A 17710-nucleotide genomic window follows, 5' to 3' on the forward strand; every position below is an offset into this window, starting at 1 on the left:
GGTAAAGACGACTCGCCAGGGAAGCGCGAGGCAGTGCGGGAGGTTCCCCCCGTCGGACCTGGCTGCCGCCAGTGCGCCGGCGGGTCTGGGAGCCAGAGCCCCAGACCGCCTGCAGCGTCCCGCCTCGATGCCGGGCCCTAATCCACGAGCCGGCCGCCGGAGACCTCCGCCGGCTCCACTCCCGCGCGCAGCAGCCCGTACGTGTACGCGTCCTCCAGGGCCTGCCAGGAGGCGGCGATGACGTTTTCCGCGACGCCTACCGTGGACCACTCGCCCGCGCCGTCCGTCGTGGAGATCAGGACGCGGGTGGTGGACTGGGTGCCGTGGACGCCCTCCAGGATGCGGACCTTGTAGTCGACGAGGTCGAGCTTGGCGAGCTGGGGGTAGATCTTCTCCAGGGCGACGCGCAGGGCTCGGTCGAGGGCGTTGACCGGGCCGTTGCCCTCGGCCGTGGCGACGATGCGTTCGCCCTTGGCCCAGAGTTTGACGGTGGCCTCGTTGGCGTGGGTGCCGTCGGGGCGGTCCTCGACGATCGCGCGCCAGGACTCGACCTCGAAGTAGCGCAGGGGCTTGCCGCCCTGGACCTCGGTGCGCAGGAGCAGTTCGAAGCTCGCGTCGGCCGCCTCGTAGGTGTAGCCCTTGAGTTCGCGTTCCTTGACGCGCTCCACGACCCGGCCGACCAGCTCGCGGTCGCCGCCGAGGTCGATGCCGAGTTCCTTGCCCTTGAGCTCGATCGAGGCGCGGCCCGCCATGTCGGAGACCAGCATCCGCATGGTGTTGCCGACCAGCTCGGGGTCGATGTGCTGGTACAGGTCCGGGTCGACCTTGATGGCGGAGGCGTGCAGTCCGGCCTTGTGGGCGAAGGCGGAGACGCCCACGTACGGCTGGTGGGTGGAGGGGGTGAGGTTCACGACCTCCGCGATGGCGTGCGAGATGCGCGTCATCTCGCGGAGACGGCCCTCGGGGAGGACCTTCTTGCCGTACTTCAGTTCCAGGGCCGCCACGACGGGGAACAGGTTGGCGTTGCCGACGCGCTCGCCGTAGCCGTTGGCCGTGCACTGGACGTGGGTGGCGCCGGCGTCCACCGCGGCGAGGGTGTTAGCGACCGCGCAGCCCGTGTCGTCCTGGGCGTGGATGCCGAGCCGGGCGCCCGTGTCGGCCAGGACGGTCGAGACGACCGCCTGGACCTGGGCCGGGAGCATGCCGCCGTTGGTGTCGCAGAGGATGACGACGTCGGCGCCGGCCTCCGAGGCCGTGCGGACGACCGCCTTCGCGTACTCGGGGTTCGCCCGGTAGCCGTCGAAGAAGTGCTCGCAGTCGACGAAGACCCGCCGGCCCTGGGACTTCAGGTACGAGACCGTGTCCCTGACCATCTCCAGGTTCTCGTCCAGCGTGGTGCGCAGGGCGAGCTCCACATGCCGGTCGTGGGACTTCGCGACGAGGGTGATCACCGACGCGCCGGAGTCCAGGAGCGCCTTGACCTGCGGGTCCTCGGCCGCCTTCGCACCCGCCCGGCGCGTGGCGCCGAAGGCGACCAGCTGGGCGTGCCGGAACTCGATCTCCTGCTGGGCCCGCGCGAAGAACTCGGTGTCGCGCGGGTTGGCGCCGGGCCAGCCGCCCTCGATGAAGCCGACGCCGAAGTCGTCCAGGTGCCGTGCGATCGCGAGCTTGTCGGCGACGGTGAGGTTGATGCCCTCGCGCTGTGCGCCGTCGCGCAGGGTCGTGTCGAAGACGTGGAACGAGTCGTCGAGCTCGCTGGTTGCGGTCTCGGTCATGGTCTCAAGGCTCCTGTTGTGGATCTTCGGTCTTACCGGAATGACCGGCTCCACCGTCCCCCCAATGCTCCCGCGCACTCTCGCTCCCGGCTGTGGGTGGGCCAGAAATGCGAAAAACCTCTCGCGGGTGCGAGAGGTCTGCGCGCGGGTCGAGGACGACGGCGGCCGCCCGTACGTGGTCGTACGTGGCGGTCACTGCGGACCGGCGCGCCTGCTGCCAATAATCGTGGCGAACGAGAGCACGGGGGCAGTCTGGCACAACCTGTCCCCGTGCTCACCGGTCGTCTCAGGATGCGAGCACTCCCCTGGTCGGAGGTGAGTGCCGTGCGCTCAGCGGGTGCGGCGGACGAACACGTCCGAGACCCCGTTGGTGTCGTCCGGGACCAGGTCGGCGGCGGACGAGGTGAAGACGACCCTGCGGCCGTGCCGCGCGACCGCGTCGGTGTCGGCTGTGGCGGACGCCTCGGCCGGGGCCACCGTGCGCTGCCGGCCGGTGCGCAGGTCGTGCAGCACGAGGGCGCCCTCCTGCCGCAGCAGGGCGAACCGGCCGCTGCCGTCGGCCGAGACGGCCGCCGCCCCGGCAGCGCCGACCCGGTGGATGCGGCCGGTGGCCAGGTCGGCCACGTAGGCCTGACGCCGCGCGGGCGAGGGCTCGCCCGGGAACAGGTTGGTCGCCGACGAGTTGAACAGCACCCGGCGGCCGTCGCCGGAGATGTCGACGATGTCGGAGGAGCCGTCGGAGGGCGTGCCGTCGGGCGCGGTGTCGAAGCGCCGGGTCTCCCCCGTGACGCGGTCCTTGACGTACAGGGCCGACGACGACACGTGACCCGTCTGCGTCCCGTACGCCACGTACCGGCCGTTCGCGCTGAGCCGTCCGCCGGTGATCCAGCCGGGGTGGTCCATCGGGTCGATCTGCTCCTCGGCGCCGGTGGCCAGGTCGCGGACGAAGAGATGGCGCGAGCCGTCGTGCCGGTTGCCGAGGGTGTACGCCACCTCCTCGCCGTCGGCGCTGAACCCGGTGAGGCCGCTGCTCTCGTACCTGGTGTCGGTCGGCGGCTCCGCCGGCCACAGCCGCTGGACCTCGCCGGTGCGGCGATCGTGGACGTACGCCGTGAAGTAGTGGTAGACGCCCTGCGTGTAGCCCACGTGGCGGGCGTCGGGGCTGATCGTGACGCTCCCCGTCTCCGCACCCGAGACGGGGACCTCCTCCACCGCGCCGGTGCGCAGGTCCTTGACCTGGACGCAGTCGCGGGTGACGCCCCCGCATTCCGTCGTGTAGGCCACGTACCGCCCGTCGGCGCTGACGGCGCCCCCGCGCGACGCCGTGGTCAACTGGGCGCCGTCCGCCGCGGTGCTGGCCCGCTGGATCCCGTGGCCGTGCGGCGCCGCCGACGCCGGCGGCAGGGCGGCCGCGCTCAGGAGCGCGGCCAGTGCGCCCGCCGTGGCGGCGCCGCGCGGTAAGGCGCGTCGGCCTCCGCCGTCGTACGCACGGTTCGTGCGTACAGCTCTCGTGCGGCTGTCGTCCCCCATGACCTGTCCCCCCATTGGACGCGTTTCCCCCGGCCCAGCGCCGAGGGCCACAGGGATGCAACCGCATCATGGGAACCGGGGTCAATCCGCCGTAACGCGTACAACCTGGACGGGGATTCAGGCGTCTCGCGCGGGGAGGCCGTCCGTGTCGGACGAACGGCCCCCGCCGTCCCGGCCGTTGAGGAGACCTGCGGAGATACGCGGTGAAAGGCCTGAGGAGAGGCCTGACGAAAGGCCTGCTGAGGGCGTCAGCCGAGCTGGTGCATCCAGCCGTGCTTGTCCTCGGCCGTGCCGCGCTGGATGTCCAGCAGCGCCTGGCGGAGCCTGAGGGTGACCTCGCCGGGCTCGCCGTCCGACTGCTTCCACTCGGCGCCGGCGCGCTTGACCGTGCCGACCGGGGTGATGACGGCGGCGGTGCCGCAGGCGAAGACCTCGGTCAGCGTGCCGTTCTCGGAGTCGCGCTGCCACTGCTCGACGGAGACGCGGCCCTCCTCGGCCTCGTAGCCGAGGTCGCGGGCGACGGTGAGGAGGCTGTCGCGGGTGACGCCCTCGAGGATGGAACCGGTCAGGGACGGCGTGACGATCTTGTCGCCGTACACGAAGTACAGGTTCATGCCGCCGAGTTCCTCGACCCACTGGTGCTCGACCGCGTCGAGGTAGCAGACCTGGTCGCAGCCCTTGGCTGCGGCCTCGGCCTGGGCGAGGAGGGAAGCGGCGTAGTTGCCGCCGGTCTTGGCGTCGCCCATGCCGCCGGGGACGGCGCGGACGCGGTCCTCGGAGACCCAGATCGACACCGGCTTCACGCCACCGGCGAAGTACGCGCCGGCCGGGGAGGCGATGACCAGGAAGAGGTACTCGTTGGCCGGCTTCACCCCCAGGCCGACCTCGGTCGCGATCATGAAGGGGCGCAGGTAGAGGGACTCCTCGCCGCCGTGGGCCGGCACCCACGCCTTGTCCTGCTGGACGAGGACGTCGCAGGCCTCGACGAACGTCTCGACCGGTAGCTCGGGCATGGCGAGGCGGCGGGCGGAACGCTGGAAGCGCTTGGCGTTCTGGTCCGGGCGGAAGGTGGCGACGGAGCCGTCGGGGCGGCGGTAGGCCTTGAGGCCCTCGAAGATCTCCTGGGCGTAGTGCAGGACGTTCGTGGCCGGGTCGAGGGGGATCGGCGCGTACGGAACGAGCTGGCCGTCGTGCCAGCCCCGGCCCTCGGTCCACTTGATCGTCACCATGTGGTCGGTGAAGTGGCGGCCGAAACCGGGGTTGGTCAGGATCGCCTCGCGCTCGGCGTCGGAGAGCGGGCTGGCGGAGGGCTTGAGCTCGATCGTGGGCGTCGTCATGAGTAGTTGTCCTTCACCGTTGTAGTGACGGGCCGCTTCCACTCCCGCACGGCCGGTGGCCAGTGCTAGGACGTCCGAGCATTCCCTCAATCCGCGGCTCCGCGTTCGATTATCTCGCGGGGCGCGCGGCGGAAGAAAACGGGGTGAATGCGGCCCAGGATTGATGGTGGCACCCGGCGACCGCATACGAAAAGCCGCCGGGTGCGGATGCGACCCGGCGGCTGGGAAAGCGAGGAACAGCGCGGCGGGGTCAGCCGGCTACTCGTACGGAGAGGGCGTCGCCGATCTCCGAGGTGCTGCGGGCGGGCTTGCCGGTGCGCTCCGCGAGGTCGGCGGAGACGGCGTCCTCGATGCGGGTCGCCTCGGCGTCGTAGCCCAGATGCCGCAGGAGGAGGGCGACGGAGAGGACCGTGGCGGTGGGGTCGGCCTTGCCCTGGCCGGCGATGTCGGGGGCCGAGCCGTGGACGGGCTCGAACATCGAGGGGTACGCGCCGGACGGGTTGATGTTCCCGCTCGCCGCGACGCCGATGCCGCCGGAGACGGCCGCGGCGAGGTCGGTGATGATGTCGCCGAAGAGGTTGTCGGTGACGATCACGTCGAAGCGGCCGGGGTCGGTGACCAGGTAGATGGTCGCGGCGTCGACGTGGATGTAGTCGGTGGTGACCTCGGGGAACTCCGCGGCCACCTTGTTGAAGATGTTCGTCCACAGGTGACCCGCGAAGGTCAGCACGTTGTTCTTGTGGACCAGCGTGAGCTTCTTGCGCGGGCGGGCCTGGGCACGGGCGAAGGCGTCACGGACCACACGCTCGACACCGAAGGCCGTGTTGACGGAGACCTCGGTGGCGACCTCGTGCTCGGTGCCCTTGCGGATGGTGCCGCCGTTGCCGGTGTAGGGGCCCTCGGTGCCCTCGCGGACGACGACGAAGTCGATCTGCGGCTCACCGGCGAGCGGGGTGGCGACGCCCGGGAGGAGCTTGCTGGGCCGCAGGTTGACGTGGTGGTCGAAGGCGAAGCGGAGCTTGAGCAGGAAGCCGCGCTCCAGGACGCCGGAGGGGACGCTCGGGTCGCCGATCGCGCCGAGCAGGATGGCGTCGTGCTGCTTCAGCGCGTCGAGGTCGGCGTCGGTGAGGGTCTCACCGGTGGCGTGGTAGCGCTTGGCGCCGAAGTCGTACTCCTTGGTCTCCAGCTTCACATCCTGCGGAAGGACGGCGGAGAGGACCTTGAGACCTTCGGCCACGACCTCCTGGCCGATGCCGTCACCGGGGATCACTGCGAGATTGAGGATGCGAGAGCTTGCCGACATGCACAGCACCCTACTCCTCGTCCCATGGGATGACACGGCACGTCCGTCATACGGACATACGGCGTGGGTCCGCACGGTCGCGTTCACCGGTTCGCCGGACGCGCGACGGGGCGTACGGGAAGGTAGGGCCCATGGAGACACCGGACGTCGGCATTCCGCCCCGGCTCGCCGAGCGGATGAGCATGGCGGAGCAGTACGAGTACCTGCGCACGCGGCTGACCCGGCGCCGGACGCTGGTGACGGCGGGCGCGGTGGCGGGCGGACTGCTCACCGGCTGCTCGGGACCGACCGGCACCGCCGCCCCCACCCACTCCAACTCCTCCCTCGCTCAGGCCCCCGGCCGGGCCGTCACCCCCTTCGGCCGCCACCTCTCCTTCGGCGCCGACCCGCGGACGCAGATGCGCGTCTCCTGGCAGGTCCCGTCCGCCGTGCGCCGCCCGTACATCAGGTTCGGCACCCGCCCCGACGACCTCGGCGGCCGGACCGGGGCGGAGGTGCGCGCCCTGCGCACCCCTGGTGTCGAGGGCGTGCGCGAAGCCGTCGACCAGTACTACGTGCACGCCGCCCTGGACGACCTCCTGCCCGGCACGACGTACTACTACGGCGTCGGCCACGACGGCTTCGACCCGGCCGCGCCGGAGCACCGCGCCACGATCACGTCGTTCCGTACGGCGCCGGCGCGCCCCGAGCGGTTCGTGTTCACCGCCTTCGGCGACCAGGGCGTCGGTCGGGAGGCGGCCGCCGTCGACCGGCTGCTGCTGCGCGAGAAGCCCGCCTTCCACCTGCACGCGGGTGACATCTGCTACGCGAACGCCGCCGGGCGGGGCAGGACGTCCGACGCCTACGACCCGACGGCCTGGGACGGGTTCCTCCGGCAGAGCGAACCGGTGGCCCGGTCGGTGCCGTGGATGGTGACGACCGGCAACCACGACATGGAGGCCTGGTACTCCCCCGACGGCTACGGCGGCCAACTCGCCCGGTTCTCCCTGCCGGAGAGCGGCTTCGCCCCGCGTACGACCCCGGGCGCGTACACCTTCACGTACGGCAACGTCGGTGTCGTGGCGCTGGACGCGAACGACGTGTCGTACGAGATCCCCGCCAACCTCGGGCACACGGAAGGCCGGCAGACGGCGTGGCTGAGGCGGACGCTGGCCGCGCTGCGGGCGGCGGACAACGTCGACTTCGTCGTCGTGTTCTTCCACCACTGCGCCTACTCGACCTCCGCGCACGCCTCGGACGGCGGGGTGCGCGCGCAGTGGCTGCCGCTGTTCGCCCAGTACCGGGTGGACCTGGTGATCAACGGGCACAACCATGTGTACGAGCGGACGGACGCCGTGAAGGACGGTCAGGTCGGGCGCGCGGTGCCGGTCGGCGGGTCCACCGATCCGGCGAGGGACGGGACCGTCTACGTCACCGCGGGCGGCGGCGGCCGCCGTAACCTGCACGGCTTCCCGGCGGGCGTGCTGGAGAGCTACGAGGGGCACGTCACCGCGCATGAGGCCGTGGCCTCGTTCCGGTGGACCAAGTCCCGGGACACGGCGGCGGAGACCGTGGAGTGGTCGCGGGTGCGCTACCGCGGCTACTCGTTCCTCAGCGTGGAGGCGGTCGGTGGTCCGGCGCCCCGGCTGACGGTGTCGGCGCGCGCCTCGGACGGCGCGCGGATCGACCGTTTCGAGGTGCGGCGCGGAGCCTGAGGTCCCGCTCAGGTCCGCGCCGCACCCCGGGCGGGCGCGGCTCCCGGATCACAGGGGGCTCAGTGAGGCCTCGGCGGCTCAGTGGCCCGTCTCGCCGCCGTTGTCACGGCGGTCGAGGGCGCGCTGGAGGGCGGCTGCGGCGTTCTTGCGGTCGGACTCGCTCGTACGGGAGACGTGACGGACTCGGCGGCGGACGGTCGTCTCGGCCATGGGAAATCGACTCCTTCGACAAACCAGGGAGTGCGGAAAGGGTTACGAGACGCCGGTGGGCGGGGAGCGGTGCCGCAGGGATTGCCTGCACGGGGCCCGGCTCACGACCGCCATTCGCTGGATCGAGCGAGACGTTCGGCTCCTACAAACGTAAGGGAGCAGCGCGCCGCTGTCTCCACAAATACTTGGGCTTCCTACTATCTGAGACAGTGCAATGGCTCACACGGCGCTGACCTGCGGATTCCGCGGTTTCGCACGGGCGCGCAGCTCTCGGACGAGGGCACGGACGGCGGTCGTGGCGGCGAGTTCCGGGGTGGTGACGTAACCGATGCGGCGGGTGGGGCGGGTGGGGCCCAGGTCGGTGATCCGCAGCCCCTGCGGCACCTGGGTGAGGGACAGTTCGGGCATGATCGCCATGCCGAGCCCGCTGCCGACCATCGACAGCACCGCTCCGTCGTCCTCGGCGCGCACGGTCGCGGCCGGGATCCAGTCCTGGGCGGCCCACCACTGCCGCGTGTACGAGGAGCAGTTCTCCTGCCAGTCGACGAGCGGCAGCGAGCGCGGATCGGGATGCCCGGCCGGGTGCACCAGCGCGTACGGCTCCTCCAGCAGGACGTCGCCGACCAGCTCGGGCGGGATCGGCGAGCTGGTGCCGAGGGTCGCGATGCCGAGGTCGGCCCGTCCCTCGGCCACCTCGCCGGCGGTACCGGGACCGATCTCCCGTACGACCGTGACGGTCACCTCGATCCCCGGGTGGCGCGCGGCCAGGCGCTCCAGGACGGGCGGCAGCAGATACAGGGCGGCGCTGCGGAAGGCGGCGACGCGCAGGGGCCCGGCGAGTCGGTGCGTCCCGGTGCCCCGTGTCTCGGCGACCAGTACCTCCAGCATCCGCAGGACCCGGCGCGCGTGCGCCACGGCCCGCGCGCCGGCCGGTGTGGGCCGGGCCCCGAACCGTCCGCGCTCGAACAGCACGACGCCCAGCTTGTCCTCGATGCCCCGCACCGCGTGGGAGACGGCGGACTGGGTGGCGCCGAGCCGGACGGCGGCTGCCGTGAAGCCCCCCTCGTCGGCCACCGCCACCAGGGTCCGCAACTCCTGCGGCGCAAGATCGACCGAGCTCATCCACGTCTCCCACCTGCGACCATGAGGGCGCCTCATGGACCGCCCCGTTCCATGAGGCCAACCCTCTCCCCACCCCGGCGCATTCCTCCCTACGGTCGCCTCCCATGACCGACACCGCGCTCACCGTGCAGCAGACCGCCCGCCCGACCGGCTTCCCCACCCCCGACCACTTCCGCTTCGTCGACTCCCCCGTCCCGGAGCCCACGCCGGGCACGGCCCTGGTCGAGAACCTCTACTGGTCGGTCGATCCCTACCACCGCGAAATGATGGACGGGGCCTTCGAGTTGAACGCCCCGCTGGAGGGCCGCACCCTCGGCCGGATCGTCGCCACCCGTGACCCGGTCGCACTCCCCGAGGGGGAGATCGTCTTCCACCGCCAGGGCTGGCGCACCCACGCGGTGGTCCGCCCCGAGGAGGTCCGACGCCTGCCGCACCACGAGGGCGTGCCGCTCTCCGCGTACCTCGGCCTCCTCGGCGGCACCGGCCTGACGGCCTACGTCGGCCTGACGCGTATCGCCCGACTCCGCGAGGGCGACGACCTGTTCGTCTCCGCGGCGGCGGGCGGGGTCGGCACCGCCACCGGCCGCTTCGCCCGCCTCCTCGGCGCAGGCCGGCTGATCGGCAGCACGGGCACCCCGGAGAAGGCCCGCTACCTGACCGAACGGGTCGGCTACGACGAGGCCTTCGACCACCGCTCCGGCCCCGTCGCCGACCTGCTGGCCAAGGCCGCCCCGGCCGGCATCGACGTCTTCGTCGACAACGTCGGCGGCGAGCACCTCGGCGCGGCGATCGGCGCGCTGCGTGCGCACGGGCGCGTGGTCCGCGTCGGCACGGTCGGCCAGTACAACACCCCCGACGCGCCACCGGTCCTGTTCGACCACGCCGACGTGGTGGAGAAGAGCCTGCGCATCGAGGGCTTCCTGGTGAGCAACCACCGGGACGTGCAGGAGGAGTTGTACGAGTTCGCCGTGCCGCGTCTGCTCAGCGGGGCGCTCGAGCTGGACGAGACGGTGGTGGACGGCTTCGGGCGGATCGTGGAGGCGTTCCTGCTGATGCTGCGGGGCGGGAACACGGGGAAGATCCTGGTGCGGGCGACGGATCGCCCACTCGGCTGATCCTGGGCGCGGGAGGCGACATCGGGTTCCGGCAACGGGAACGGTGAGGTCATGAGCGACACGGCCAAAGCACTTCTCGAGGGTGGTCCGAAGGATCTGCCCGAACGGATCGTCCCGGTCCCGCCTCCCGGGTCCGACGTGAAGATCGAGTTCCTCGGCGGATACGAACACTTCCGGGCGACCGCGCGGGAGGCGGACACCTCGGAGGGCAGGCTGCCCGTGTACGAGTGGTGGGAGCGGACCGAGTTCGCCGGGTAGCGTTCACCGCACCGCCGACGCCACCGCCTCCCCGAAGCCCTTCGGGTCCTCCGTCCACGGCAGGTGGCCCGCCTCCCGCAGGATCACCCGGCGTACGTCGGGCAGGGCCCGCTCCAGGGAGTCCACCGCCGAGCGGGGCCGGACGTCCCGGGCGCCGTCGACGATCAGCACGGGCACGCGGAGGGCCTGGCAGGCGGCGTACAGCCCGGGTGTGCCCCAGGTGCGCCTCCGCTCCTCGCCGAGGGCCTTGTTGCACTCGGTGTTGATCGCGAACCAGGGGTCGGCCATGCGCCCCGCGTGCTCCAGGTCCCGCTCACGGTCCTCGAACTCGATCGACCACTGGAGCACGGCCCGCTCCCGCGCCTCCTCGTCCGTCACGGACTGACGGTCCATCAAGTACTGCCAGCGGGCGAGCCGTTCGGGCCGTTCACCGAGCCGGGCGAGGAAGTTCTCCCGGTACGCCGGGTGCCAGTCGGCGTCCGGTCCGATGCCCGTTCCCGACACGTACACCAGCGTGCTCACCCGCTCCGGATGCGCGAGCGCGTAGCTCAACGACAGTTGGGCGCCCCAGGAGTGACCGAGCAGCGCGATCCGGTCGAAGCCGAAGTGGGCGCGCACGGCGTCCAGATCGGCCACGAACCGCTCGCTCGTCCAGGGCCCGTCGCACCGCTGCGAGCGTCCGCAGCCGCGCTGGTCCCAGCGGATCACCGTGCAGCGGTCGGTCAGTGCGCCGCCCATGTCCTCGAACATGTCCCACAGTCCGGGCCCGCCGTGGCACAGCACCAGCGGCTCGCCCTCGCCCGATTGTGCCGCCCACAGCCCTACGCCGTCGTCGGCCGTCACCGTCGCTTCCGTCCACGTCATGGGCCCAGTCTGCCCCCGCGGACACGCGGACGGGCCAGGTCCGTGCGGACCCGGCCCGTCCGGGGCGCGGGCTGTCAGCCCATGTGCGGGTAGGTGTAGTCGGTCGGCGGGACCAGGGTCTCCTTGATGGAGCGGGTCAGGGTCCAGCGCGTCAGGTTCTGCGGGGCGCCGGCCTTGTCGTTGGTGCCGGAGGCGCGGCCGCCGCCGAAGGGCTGCTGGCCGACGACGGCACCGGTCGACTTGTCGTTGATGTAGAAGTTGCCGGCCGCGTAGCGCAGCTTGTCCATGGTGGAGGCCGCGGCGGCGCGGTCGCCCGCGATGACCGAGCCGGTCAGCGCGTAGTCGGACACCGACTCCATCTGCGTCAGCATCTCGTCGTACTTCTCGTCCTCGTAGACGTGCACGGCGAGGATCGGGCCGAAGTACTCGGTGGTGAAGACCTCGTTCTCCGGGTCGGTGCACTCGATGACGGTCGGGCGGACGAAGTACCCGACCGAGTCGTCGTAGGAGCCGCCCGCGACGATCGTGCACGCCGGGTCGGACTTCGCCCGGTCGATCGCGGCCTTGTTCTTGGCGAAGGCGCGCTCGTCGATGACCGCGCCGATGAAGTTGGACAGGTCGGTGACGTCGCCCATGGTGATGTAGTCGACCTCGGCCGCGAACTCCTCCTTGAAGCCGGAGTTCCAGATGGACGCCGGGATGTACGCGCGGGAGGTCGCGGAGCACTTCTGGCCCTGGTACTCGAAGGCACCGCGGGTCAGGGCGGTCTTCAGCACGGCGCGGTCGGCGCTCGGGTGGGCGACGACGAAGTCCTTGCCGCCGGTCTCGCCGACCAGGCGCGGGTAGGCGCGGTACTTCTCGATGTTGTTGCCGACCGTCTTCCACAGGTACTGGAAGGTCTTGGTCGAGCCGGTGAAGTGGATGCCGGCGAGGTCGCGGTGGACCAGGGCGACCTCGGAGACCTCGATGCCGTCGCCGGTGACGAGGTTGATGACGCCCTTGGGCAGACCGGCCTCCTCCAGCAGCTGCATGAGCAGCACGGCGGCGTGGGTCTGCGTCGGGGACGGCTTCCACACGACGACGTTGCCCATGAGGGCGGGGGCCGTCGGCAGGTTGCCCGCGATCGCCGTGAAGTTGAACGGCGTGATCGCGTAGACGAAGCCCTCCAGCGGGCGGTGGTCGAGGCGGTTCCACACGCCCGGGGAGTTGGCCGGGGGCTGCTCGGCCAGGATCTGGCGGGCGTACTGGACGTTGAAGCGCCAGAAGTCGACCAGCTCGCAGGGGGTGTCGATCTCGGCCTGCTGGGCGGTCTTCGACTGGCCGAGCATGGTGGAGGCGGCGAGCGTCTCGCGCCACGGGCCGGCCAGCAGCTCGGCGGCGCGCAGGATGATCGCCGCGCGGTCGTCGAAGGACATCGCGCGCCAGGCGGGCGCGGCGGCGAGGGCCGCGTCGATGGCGTCCTGGGCGTCCTGCCGGGTGGCGTTGGCGTACGTGCCGAGGCGGGCCTTGTGGTTGTGCGGCTGCACGACGTCGAACCGCTCGCCGCCGCCCATCCGCTTCTCGCCGCCGATGGTGCAGGGCAGGTCGATCGGGTTGTCGGCCAGCTCCTTGAGCTTGGCCTCCAGCCGGGCGCGCTCGGGCGAGCCGGGGGCGTAGCCGTGCACCGGCTCGTTGACGGGGGTGGGGACCTGGGTCACAGCGTCCATGTGTTCCGTAACTCCTTAGTGAGCGGTGTTGCGAGCGGGGGGTGCGGGCTCAGCCCTTGCCGACCATCGAGCGGAGGAAGAAGCGCAGGTTCGCCGGCTTCTCCGCCAGCCTCCGCATGAAGTAGCCGTACCAGTCGGTGCCGTAGGCGGTGTAGACGCGCATGCGGTGGCCCTCGGCGGCGAGCCGCAGGTGCTCGTCGCTGCGGATGCCGTACAGCATCTGGAACTCGTACTCGTCGAGCTTGCGGCCGGCCTTGCGGGCCAGCTCCTGGGCGATGGAGATGAGGCGCGGGTCGTGCGACCCGATCATCGGGTACCCCTCGCCCTCCATCAGGGTCCGCAGGACGCGGACGTACGCCTTGTCGATCTCGTGTTTCTGCTGGTAGGCGACTTCGGCGGGCTCCTTGTACGCCCCCTTCACGAGCCGTACGCGGCTGCCGCTCGCGGCGAGGCGGCGGGCGTCGGCCTCGGTGCGGAAGAGGTAGGCCTGGATGACGCAGCCGGTCTGCGGGAAGTCCCGGCGCAGCTCCTCGTGGATGGCGAACATCGAGTCGAGGGTGGTGTGGTCCTCGGCGTCGAGGGTGACGGTGGTGCCGATGGCGGCGGCGGCCTCGACGACCGGGCGGACGTTCTTCAGCGCGAGCTCGTGCCCGCCGTGGAATGCAGGGGCGGGCCCGGAGTGCCCTTCGAACAGGGCGGTGGTGGGCGACGGGAGGGCCTGGCCGAACATCGACAGCTTCACGGACATCTCGACCCTCGGGCCGAGCTCCAGCTCCTTGAGCCGGTCGACGAGCTCCAGGTAGGCGTCCCGGGCGGCAAAGGCCTGCTCGGGGGTGGTGATGTCCTCGCCGACGACGTCCATCGTCAGTTCCAGGCCGTTGTCCGTGAGGTCCTTGATGATCGGCACGATGTCGTCGACGGTCTCACCGGGGATGAAGCGGTCGACGACCTGCTTGGTCACCGGGGCCGCCGAGATCAGGCGTCGCATCCGGTCGCTGCGCGACGCGGCGAGAATCACGGGACCCAGCACGGGGCACCTCCACATACCAACCCATACGAGGCCGCTACCCGACGATCCGGGAACGGCACGGAGAACCACCGTGAAACCTAAGGATCCCTCCGATCGTCGGCCATCGACAGCTGTCACGCATCCGTGCCGCAGATCTCAGACAGATGTATGAAGGGTTCGCCGGGATGGGGGAGAATGCCCCGGTGACGTCGGATACCGCGCCGTTCAAGAACATGGGTGACTACCAGGAGCTGGTCGACGAGATCTCGGAGCTGCTCGGCGCCCCCGCGACCCTGGAGAACCGGGACTTCGAGCTGATCGCCTTCGGCGCGTACGACAGCGAGGACGACCTCGACGCCTCCGCGCTGGACCCCGTGCGCACCCGCTCGATCCTGACCCGGCGTTCCACGGCGGCCGTCCGCGCCTGGTTCGAGGGCTTCGGCATCACCCGCGCGACCGGGCCGGTCCGGATCCCGCCGACCCCGGAGGCCGGCGTCCACCGGGGCCGCGTCTGCCTCCCCGTACGCCATCGGGGTGTCGTCCTCGGCTACGTCTGGCTGCTGGACGGCGATCCGGGTCCCTCGGACGCCCAACTGGCGTCCGCGATGGAGGTGACCGTCCGGATCGGCGCCCTGCTCGCGGACGAGGCCCAGCACGGCGCCGACCTCACCCGGGAGCTGCGGGCGGTCCTGACCGCCGAGCGGGGCTGGCAGCGGGACATGGCGGTGGCCGAGCTGCGCACCGCGCTGGGCGCCCGCGCCGACGGCCCCCACACGGTGGTGTGCGTGACCCCCTGGCCGTCCGCCGACCCGGACGACGCGCCGTCGCTGCGCACCCTGCCGGGGGCGGAGGCCCTGTGCACGGTGCCGTGGGGCACGACGTCCCAGTCGCTGGCCCTGCTGGTGCGGCTCAGGTCGACGGAGCTGCTGACGCCGGCCACCTCGGCGGCGGGGCGGTTGCTGGAGCGGGCGGGCGCGGCCGCGGCGGGAGTCGCCGGCGGCCGGCTCGGCCTGGCGGAGCTGGGCACGGCCTGGCGGGAGGCGGCCGCGTCGGCCCGGGCGGCCCTGGCGGAACCCCGGCTGGGACCGGTCGCCCACTGGGCCTCGATCGGCCCGTTCCGGCTGCTCACCGCGCTGCCGCCGGAGAGCGCCCACGACCCGGCCGTACGGGATCTCCTCTCCCCGGCCCACCGGGAGATCGCCCGCACGGCCGAGGTCTATCTCGACTGTGCGGGCCAGGCGGGCCGTGCGGCGGCGGAGCTGGGCATCCACCGGCAGACGCTGTACTACCGGCTGTCGCGCGTCGAGCAGTTGACGGGCCTGGACCTGGACGACGGGGAGGACCGGCTGCTGCTGCACATGGCGCTGAAGGCGAACCGACTGTGAGGAGCCCTCGGGACCGCGGGCGAATTCGTCCGCGGGGAAGCCGCCGGCTCACTCCCGGGCGGCCGTATCAGCTCTTTCGAGCCGCGGCGATCAGCCGCCGCAACCCCTCCTTCAACTGCTCGGCCTCCGGCGCGCTCTTCGGGTCGAAGGTCCACTGCGCCATGAGTCCCATCATCAGGGTCAGGTAGAAGTAGCCGAGGGTGTCCACGGTCTCCTCCGCGACGTCCTCCTCACGCCCGCCGTGGAACAGCGTGACGATGCCCCGCGCGCCCTCACGCTGGGCTCGCGCCAGATGCTCCCGCACCTCGGGCAGCTGGTCGCCCATGGCCACGATCTCCATGCTGAGCCGCCACATCGAGCCGGGGTCCCGCATGGTGCCGATGATGTTCGACCACACCTCGGCGAACCGCTCCAGCGTGCCGGGCTCCCCACGGAGCTCGCCGCCCCCCTCGAAGGCGTCGGACATGCCTTCCACCATCTCGATGTACGCCTGCGCCAGCAGCGCGTCCTTCGAGCCGTAGTGGTAGCCGATCGACGCCAGGTTGGTCCCCGACTCCTTGACGATGTCGCGCGCGGTCGTCCGCGCGAAGCCCTTGGCCAGCAGGCAGCGCTTGGCGCCTTCGAGCAGATCCTCACGGTGTCCCATGCCACCTCACCCTACCCGGCTTTATACAGCCGTCCTAGACGAACGATTTATACAAGCGCACTAGACAGCTGTTTAATACGCCCGTACAGTCCCTGCCATGACGACAGACACGAATGCTCCGGCCCTCGCCGGACGCCGCGAATGGACCGCGCTCGGCGTGCTGATGCTTCCGCTGCTGCTGGTCTCGATGGACGTCTCGGTCCTCTACTTCGCGATCCCGGAGATCAGCGCGGACCTGTCGCCGAGCGGCACCCAGCAGCTGTGGATCTTCGACATCTACGGCTTCGTCCTGGCGGGCCTGCTGATGACGATGGGCTCGCTGGGCGACCGCATCGGCCGCCGCCGGCTTCTGCTGATCGGCGCGGCGGCCTTCGGCGCCGCCTCCGCGCTGGCGGCGTACGCGAACAGCGCCGAGACCCTGATCGCGGCCCGCGCCGTCCTCGGCATCGGCGGGGCGACCCTGATGCCGTCGACGATGGCGCTGGTCCGCACGATGTTCACCGATCCCGCCCAGCGGGCGAGGGCGATCGGGCTGTGGTCCGGCGTGATGACCGCCGGCATCGCGCTCGGCTCGGTGATGAGCGGCGTGCTCGTCGAGCACTTCTGGTGGGGCTCGGTCTTCCTGGTCAACCTGCCGGCGATGGTGCTGCTGCTGGCCCTCGGCCCGGTCCTGCTGCCCGAGTCGAAGAACCCCGCACCCGGCCGTTTCGACTGGCTGAGCGTCCCGCTGTCGCTCGCGGCGGTCCTGCCCGTGATCTACGGCCTGAAGGAGATCCCCTCCGAGGGCTGGAACGTGCGGTACGTCCTCTCGGTGACGGTCGGCCTGCTCTTCGCCACGCTCTTCGTCCACCGGCAGCGCACGACGGCGTCTCCGCTGATCTCACCGGAGCTGTTCCGGGGGCGCGGCTTCAGCCCGGCCGTCGCCCTCAACCTCGTCGCCGCCTTCGGCATGATGGGCTCGGCCTACTTCACGACCCAGTACATCCAGTCGGTCCTGGGCAAGAGCCCCCTCGAAGCCGCGCTGTGGAGCCTGCTGCCCTCGGTGTTCATCGGCATGGCTGCCCCGGTCAGCGCGCAGCTCGTGCAGCGGGGCGCGCCCCGCGCCTACGTCGTCGCCGGAGGCTTCGCGGTCACTGCGGGCGGCTACGTGATGCTGACCCTGGCCGGCACGGACTCCCTCTGGCTGCTGCTGGCCGCGTGCGGCGTCCTGGCCTGCGGCGTCGTCGCCGTCATGTCCCAGCTGACCGACCTGGCCATGGGCACCGCCCCGGTGGAGAAGGCGGGCGCGGCCTCCTCGCTCCTGGAGACCGGCACGGAGTTCGGCGGCGCGCTGAGCATGGCGTTCCTCGGCTCCATCGGCACGGCGGTCTACCGCCACGAGATGCCGGGGTCGGCGCCGGCGGCGGCCCAGGAGACGCTGGGCGGCGCGCTGGCCGCCGCCGATCGGCTGCCGGGGCGCACGGGTGACGCCCTGGCGACGGCGGCGCGCGAGGCCTTCACCAGCGGGATGCACGCGGCGGCCATCGCGGGCGCGGTGCTGCTGACGGGGGCGGCGGTCGCGGCCGCGGTGACGCTGCGGCGGGTTCAGGTGCGGGAACCTGCGGCGCCGGAGCCGGAGCCGGAGAAGGCCGCGGTCTGAGGAAACCCGCGGTACGAAACCCGCAGCACAGGCGAAGTCCCCCAGAGGGGGCACCCCCGGACGGGCTGAGAAACTCAGCCCGTCCGGCGTTGTGGACGAGGTCCGTTCAGGGCCGGA

At 71.5% G+C, this 17710-nt stretch carries 15 protein-coding genes; 5 read left to right on the forward strand and 10 right to left on the reverse strand.

What is annotated here, in order from left to right; translation table 11 throughout:
* Window positions 1–137 precede the first annotated feature (137 nt).
* From cimA to ACPT94_RS35110, 4 genes are all read right to left on the reverse strand, one after another.
* Complete coding sequence (cimA, locus tag ACPT94_RS35095; RefSeq protein ID WP_360350979.1) at window positions 138–1775, reverse strand: citramalate synthase; 1638 nt, start codon at window positions 1773–1775, stop codon at window positions 138–140.
* Window positions 1776–2105: 330 nt separating this feature from the next.
* Entirely contained in the window at window positions 2106–3305 is a 1200-nt protein-coding gene (locus tag ACPT94_RS35100; protein ID WP_425247706.1) for a TolB family protein, read from the reverse strand.
* 248 nt (window positions 3306–3553) lie between these two features.
* A complete protein-coding gene (locus tag ACPT94_RS35105; RefSeq protein ID WP_360350985.1) occupies window positions 3554–4642 on the reverse strand; it encodes a branched-chain amino acid aminotransferase in 1089 nt (362 codons plus the stop codon).
* A gap of 250 nt (window positions 4643–4892) precedes the next feature.
* The gene (locus ACPT94_RS35110) at window positions 4893–5945 is read right to left on the reverse strand and encodes a 3-isopropylmalate dehydrogenase (protein ID WP_360350988.1); all 1053 of its coding nucleotides are present in this window, start codon (window positions 5943–5945) and stop codon (window positions 4893–4895) included.
* 131 nt (window positions 5946–6076) lie between these two features.
* Here ACPT94_RS35110 and ACPT94_RS35115 point away from each other — a divergent pair, with 131 nt between their 5' ends.
* The gene (locus tag ACPT94_RS35115; RefSeq protein ID WP_425247707.1) at window positions 6077–7639 is read left to right on the forward strand and encodes a purple acid phosphatase family protein; all 1563 of its coding nucleotides are present in this window, start codon (window positions 6077–6079) and stop codon (window positions 7637–7639) included.
* A 78-nt stretch (window positions 7640–7717) separates the two neighbouring features.
* Here the strand turns inward: ACPT94_RS35115 and ACPT94_RS35120 are convergent, their stop codons facing one another.
* Together ACPT94_RS35120 and ACPT94_RS35125 are read right to left on the reverse strand one after the other, a co-directional pair.
* Window positions 7718–7849: a hypothetical protein gene (locus ACPT94_RS35120; protein ID WP_015493350.1), complete on the reverse strand. Its 132-nt coding sequence runs from the start codon at window positions 7847–7849 to the stop codon at window positions 7718–7720.
* A gap of 219 nt (window positions 7850–8068) precedes the next feature.
* Window positions 8069–8971, reverse strand: coding sequence for a LysR family transcriptional regulator (locus tag ACPT94_RS35125; RefSeq protein ID WP_360350994.1), 903 nt, complete (start codon window positions 8969–8971; stop codon window positions 8069–8071).
* Between the two features lie 104 nt (window positions 8972–9075).
* Between ACPT94_RS35125 and ACPT94_RS35130 the strand changes: the two genes are divergently transcribed.
* Together ACPT94_RS35130 and ACPT94_RS35135 are read left to right on the forward strand one after the other, a co-directional pair.
* Window positions 9076–10086 carry a zinc-binding dehydrogenase gene (locus tag ACPT94_RS35130; protein ID WP_425247708.1) on the forward strand — a complete coding sequence of 337 codons (1011 nt, stop codon included), beginning with the start codon at window positions 9076–9078 and terminating at the stop codon, window positions 10084–10086.
* A gap of 51 nt (window positions 10087–10137) precedes the next feature.
* Window positions 10138–10344 (forward strand): DUF5988 family protein, encoded by a 207-nt coding sequence (locus ACPT94_RS35135; RefSeq protein ID WP_360350999.1) that lies wholly within the window; start codon window positions 10138–10140, stop codon window positions 10342–10344.
* 3 nt (window positions 10345–10347) lie between these two features.
* Here ACPT94_RS35135 and ACPT94_RS35140 read toward each other — a convergent pair whose 3' ends face one another.
* The 3 genes from ACPT94_RS35140 to ACPT94_RS35150 form a co-directional block, all read right to left on the reverse strand.
* Window positions 10348–11208 (reverse strand): alpha/beta fold hydrolase, encoded by an 861-nt coding sequence (locus tag ACPT94_RS35140; protein ID WP_360351002.1) that lies wholly within the window; start codon window positions 11206–11208, stop codon window positions 10348–10350.
* Window positions 11209–11282: 74 nt separating this feature from the next.
* On the reverse strand, window positions 11283–12914 hold the full coding sequence (gene pruA, locus ACPT94_RS35145) for an L-glutamate gamma-semialdehyde dehydrogenase (protein WP_360351005.1): 1632 nt from the start codon (window positions 12912–12914) through the stop codon (window positions 11283–11285).
* A gap of 49 nt (window positions 12915–12963) precedes the next feature.
* Window positions 12964–13944 carry a proline dehydrogenase family protein gene (locus ACPT94_RS35150; protein WP_360351008.1) on the reverse strand — a complete coding sequence of 327 codons (981 nt, stop codon included), beginning with the start codon at window positions 13942–13944 and terminating at the stop codon, window positions 12964–12966.
* A gap of 164 nt (window positions 13945–14108) precedes the next feature.
* On the opposite strand from ACPT94_RS35150, the gene ACPT94_RS35155 reads away from it, so the two are divergent.
* Window positions 14109–15308, forward strand: a complete 1200-nt coding sequence (locus ACPT94_RS35155; protein WP_425247709.1) for a PucR family transcriptional regulator — start codon at window positions 14109–14111, stop codon at window positions 15306–15308.
* A gap of 67 nt (window positions 15309–15375) precedes the next feature.
* On the opposite strand, the gene ACPT94_RS35160 is transcribed toward ACPT94_RS35155, so the two are convergent.
* On the reverse strand, window positions 15376–15954 hold the full coding sequence (locus ACPT94_RS35160; protein WP_360351014.1) for a TetR/AcrR family transcriptional regulator: 579 nt from the start codon (window positions 15952–15954) through the stop codon (window positions 15376–15378).
* 97 nt (window positions 15955–16051) lie between these two features.
* Here ACPT94_RS35160 and ACPT94_RS35165 point away from each other — a divergent pair, with 97 nt between their 5' ends.
* The gene (locus ACPT94_RS35165; protein WP_425247710.1) at window positions 16052–17593 is read left to right on the forward strand and encodes an MFS transporter; all 1542 of its coding nucleotides are present in this window, start codon (window positions 16052–16054) and stop codon (window positions 17591–17593) included.
* Window positions 17594–17710 lie beyond the last annotated feature (117 nt).

The organism is Streptomyces aurantiaciflavus, from assembly GCF_049808595.1.
GTDB lineage: Bacteria > Actinomycetota > Actinomycetes > Streptomycetales > Streptomycetaceae > Streptomyces.

Bases quoted from the DNA above. Each gene is read 5' to 3' on its own strand.
- ACPT94_RS35130 (WP_425247708.1), top strand. From the start codon at position 9,076: ATGACCGACACCGCGCTCACCGTGCAGCAGACCGCCCGCCCGACCGGC.
- ACPT94_RS35140 (WP_360351002.1), bottom strand. From the start codon at position 11,208: ATGACGTGGACGGAAGCGACGGTGACGGCCGACGACGGCGTAGGGCTG.
- ACPT94_RS35165 (WP_425247710.1), top strand. From the start codon at position 16,052: ATGACGACAGACACGAATGCTCCGGCCCTCGCCGGACGCCGCGAATGG.
- cimA (WP_360350979.1), bottom strand. From the start codon at position 1,775: ATGACCGAGACCGCAACCAGCGAGCTCGACGACTCGTTCCACGTCTTC.
- ACPT94_RS35155 (WP_425247709.1), top strand. From the start codon at position 14,109: ATGGGGGAGAATGCCCCGGTGACGTCGGATACCGCGCCGTTCAAGAAC.
- ACPT94_RS35120 (WP_015493350.1), bottom strand. From the start codon at position 7,849: ATGGCCGAGACGACCGTCCGCCGCCGAGTCCGTCACGTCTCCCGTACG.
- ACPT94_RS35160 (WP_360351014.1), bottom strand. From the start codon at position 15,954: ATGGGACACCGTGAGGATCTGCTCGAAGGCGCCAAGCGCTGCCTGCTG.
- ACPT94_RS35125 (WP_360350994.1), bottom strand. From the start codon at position 8,971: ATGAGCTCGGTCGATCTTGCGCCGCAGGAGTTGCGGACCCTGGTGGCG.
- ACPT94_RS35115 (WP_425247707.1), top strand. From the start codon at position 6,077: ATGGAGACACCGGACGTCGGCATTCCGCCCCGGCTCGCCGAGCGGATG.
- ACPT94_RS35135 (WP_360350999.1), top strand. From the start codon at position 10,138: ATGAGCGACACGGCCAAAGCACTTCTCGAGGGTGGTCCGAAGGATCTG.
- pruA (WP_360351005.1), bottom strand. From the start codon at position 12,914: ATGGACGCTGTGACCCAGGTCCCCACCCCCGTCAACGAGCCGGTGCAC.
- ACPT94_RS35105 (WP_360350985.1), bottom strand. From the start codon at position 4,642: ATGACGACGCCCACGATCGAGCTCAAGCCCTCCGCCAGCCCGCTCTCC.
- ACPT94_RS35100 (WP_425247706.1), bottom strand. From the start codon at position 3,305: ATGGGGGACGACAGCCGCACGAGAGCTGTACGCACGAACCGTGCGTAC.
- ACPT94_RS35110 (WP_360350988.1), bottom strand. From the start codon at position 5,945: ATGTCGGCAAGCTCTCGCATCCTCAATCTCGCAGTGATCCCCGGTGAC.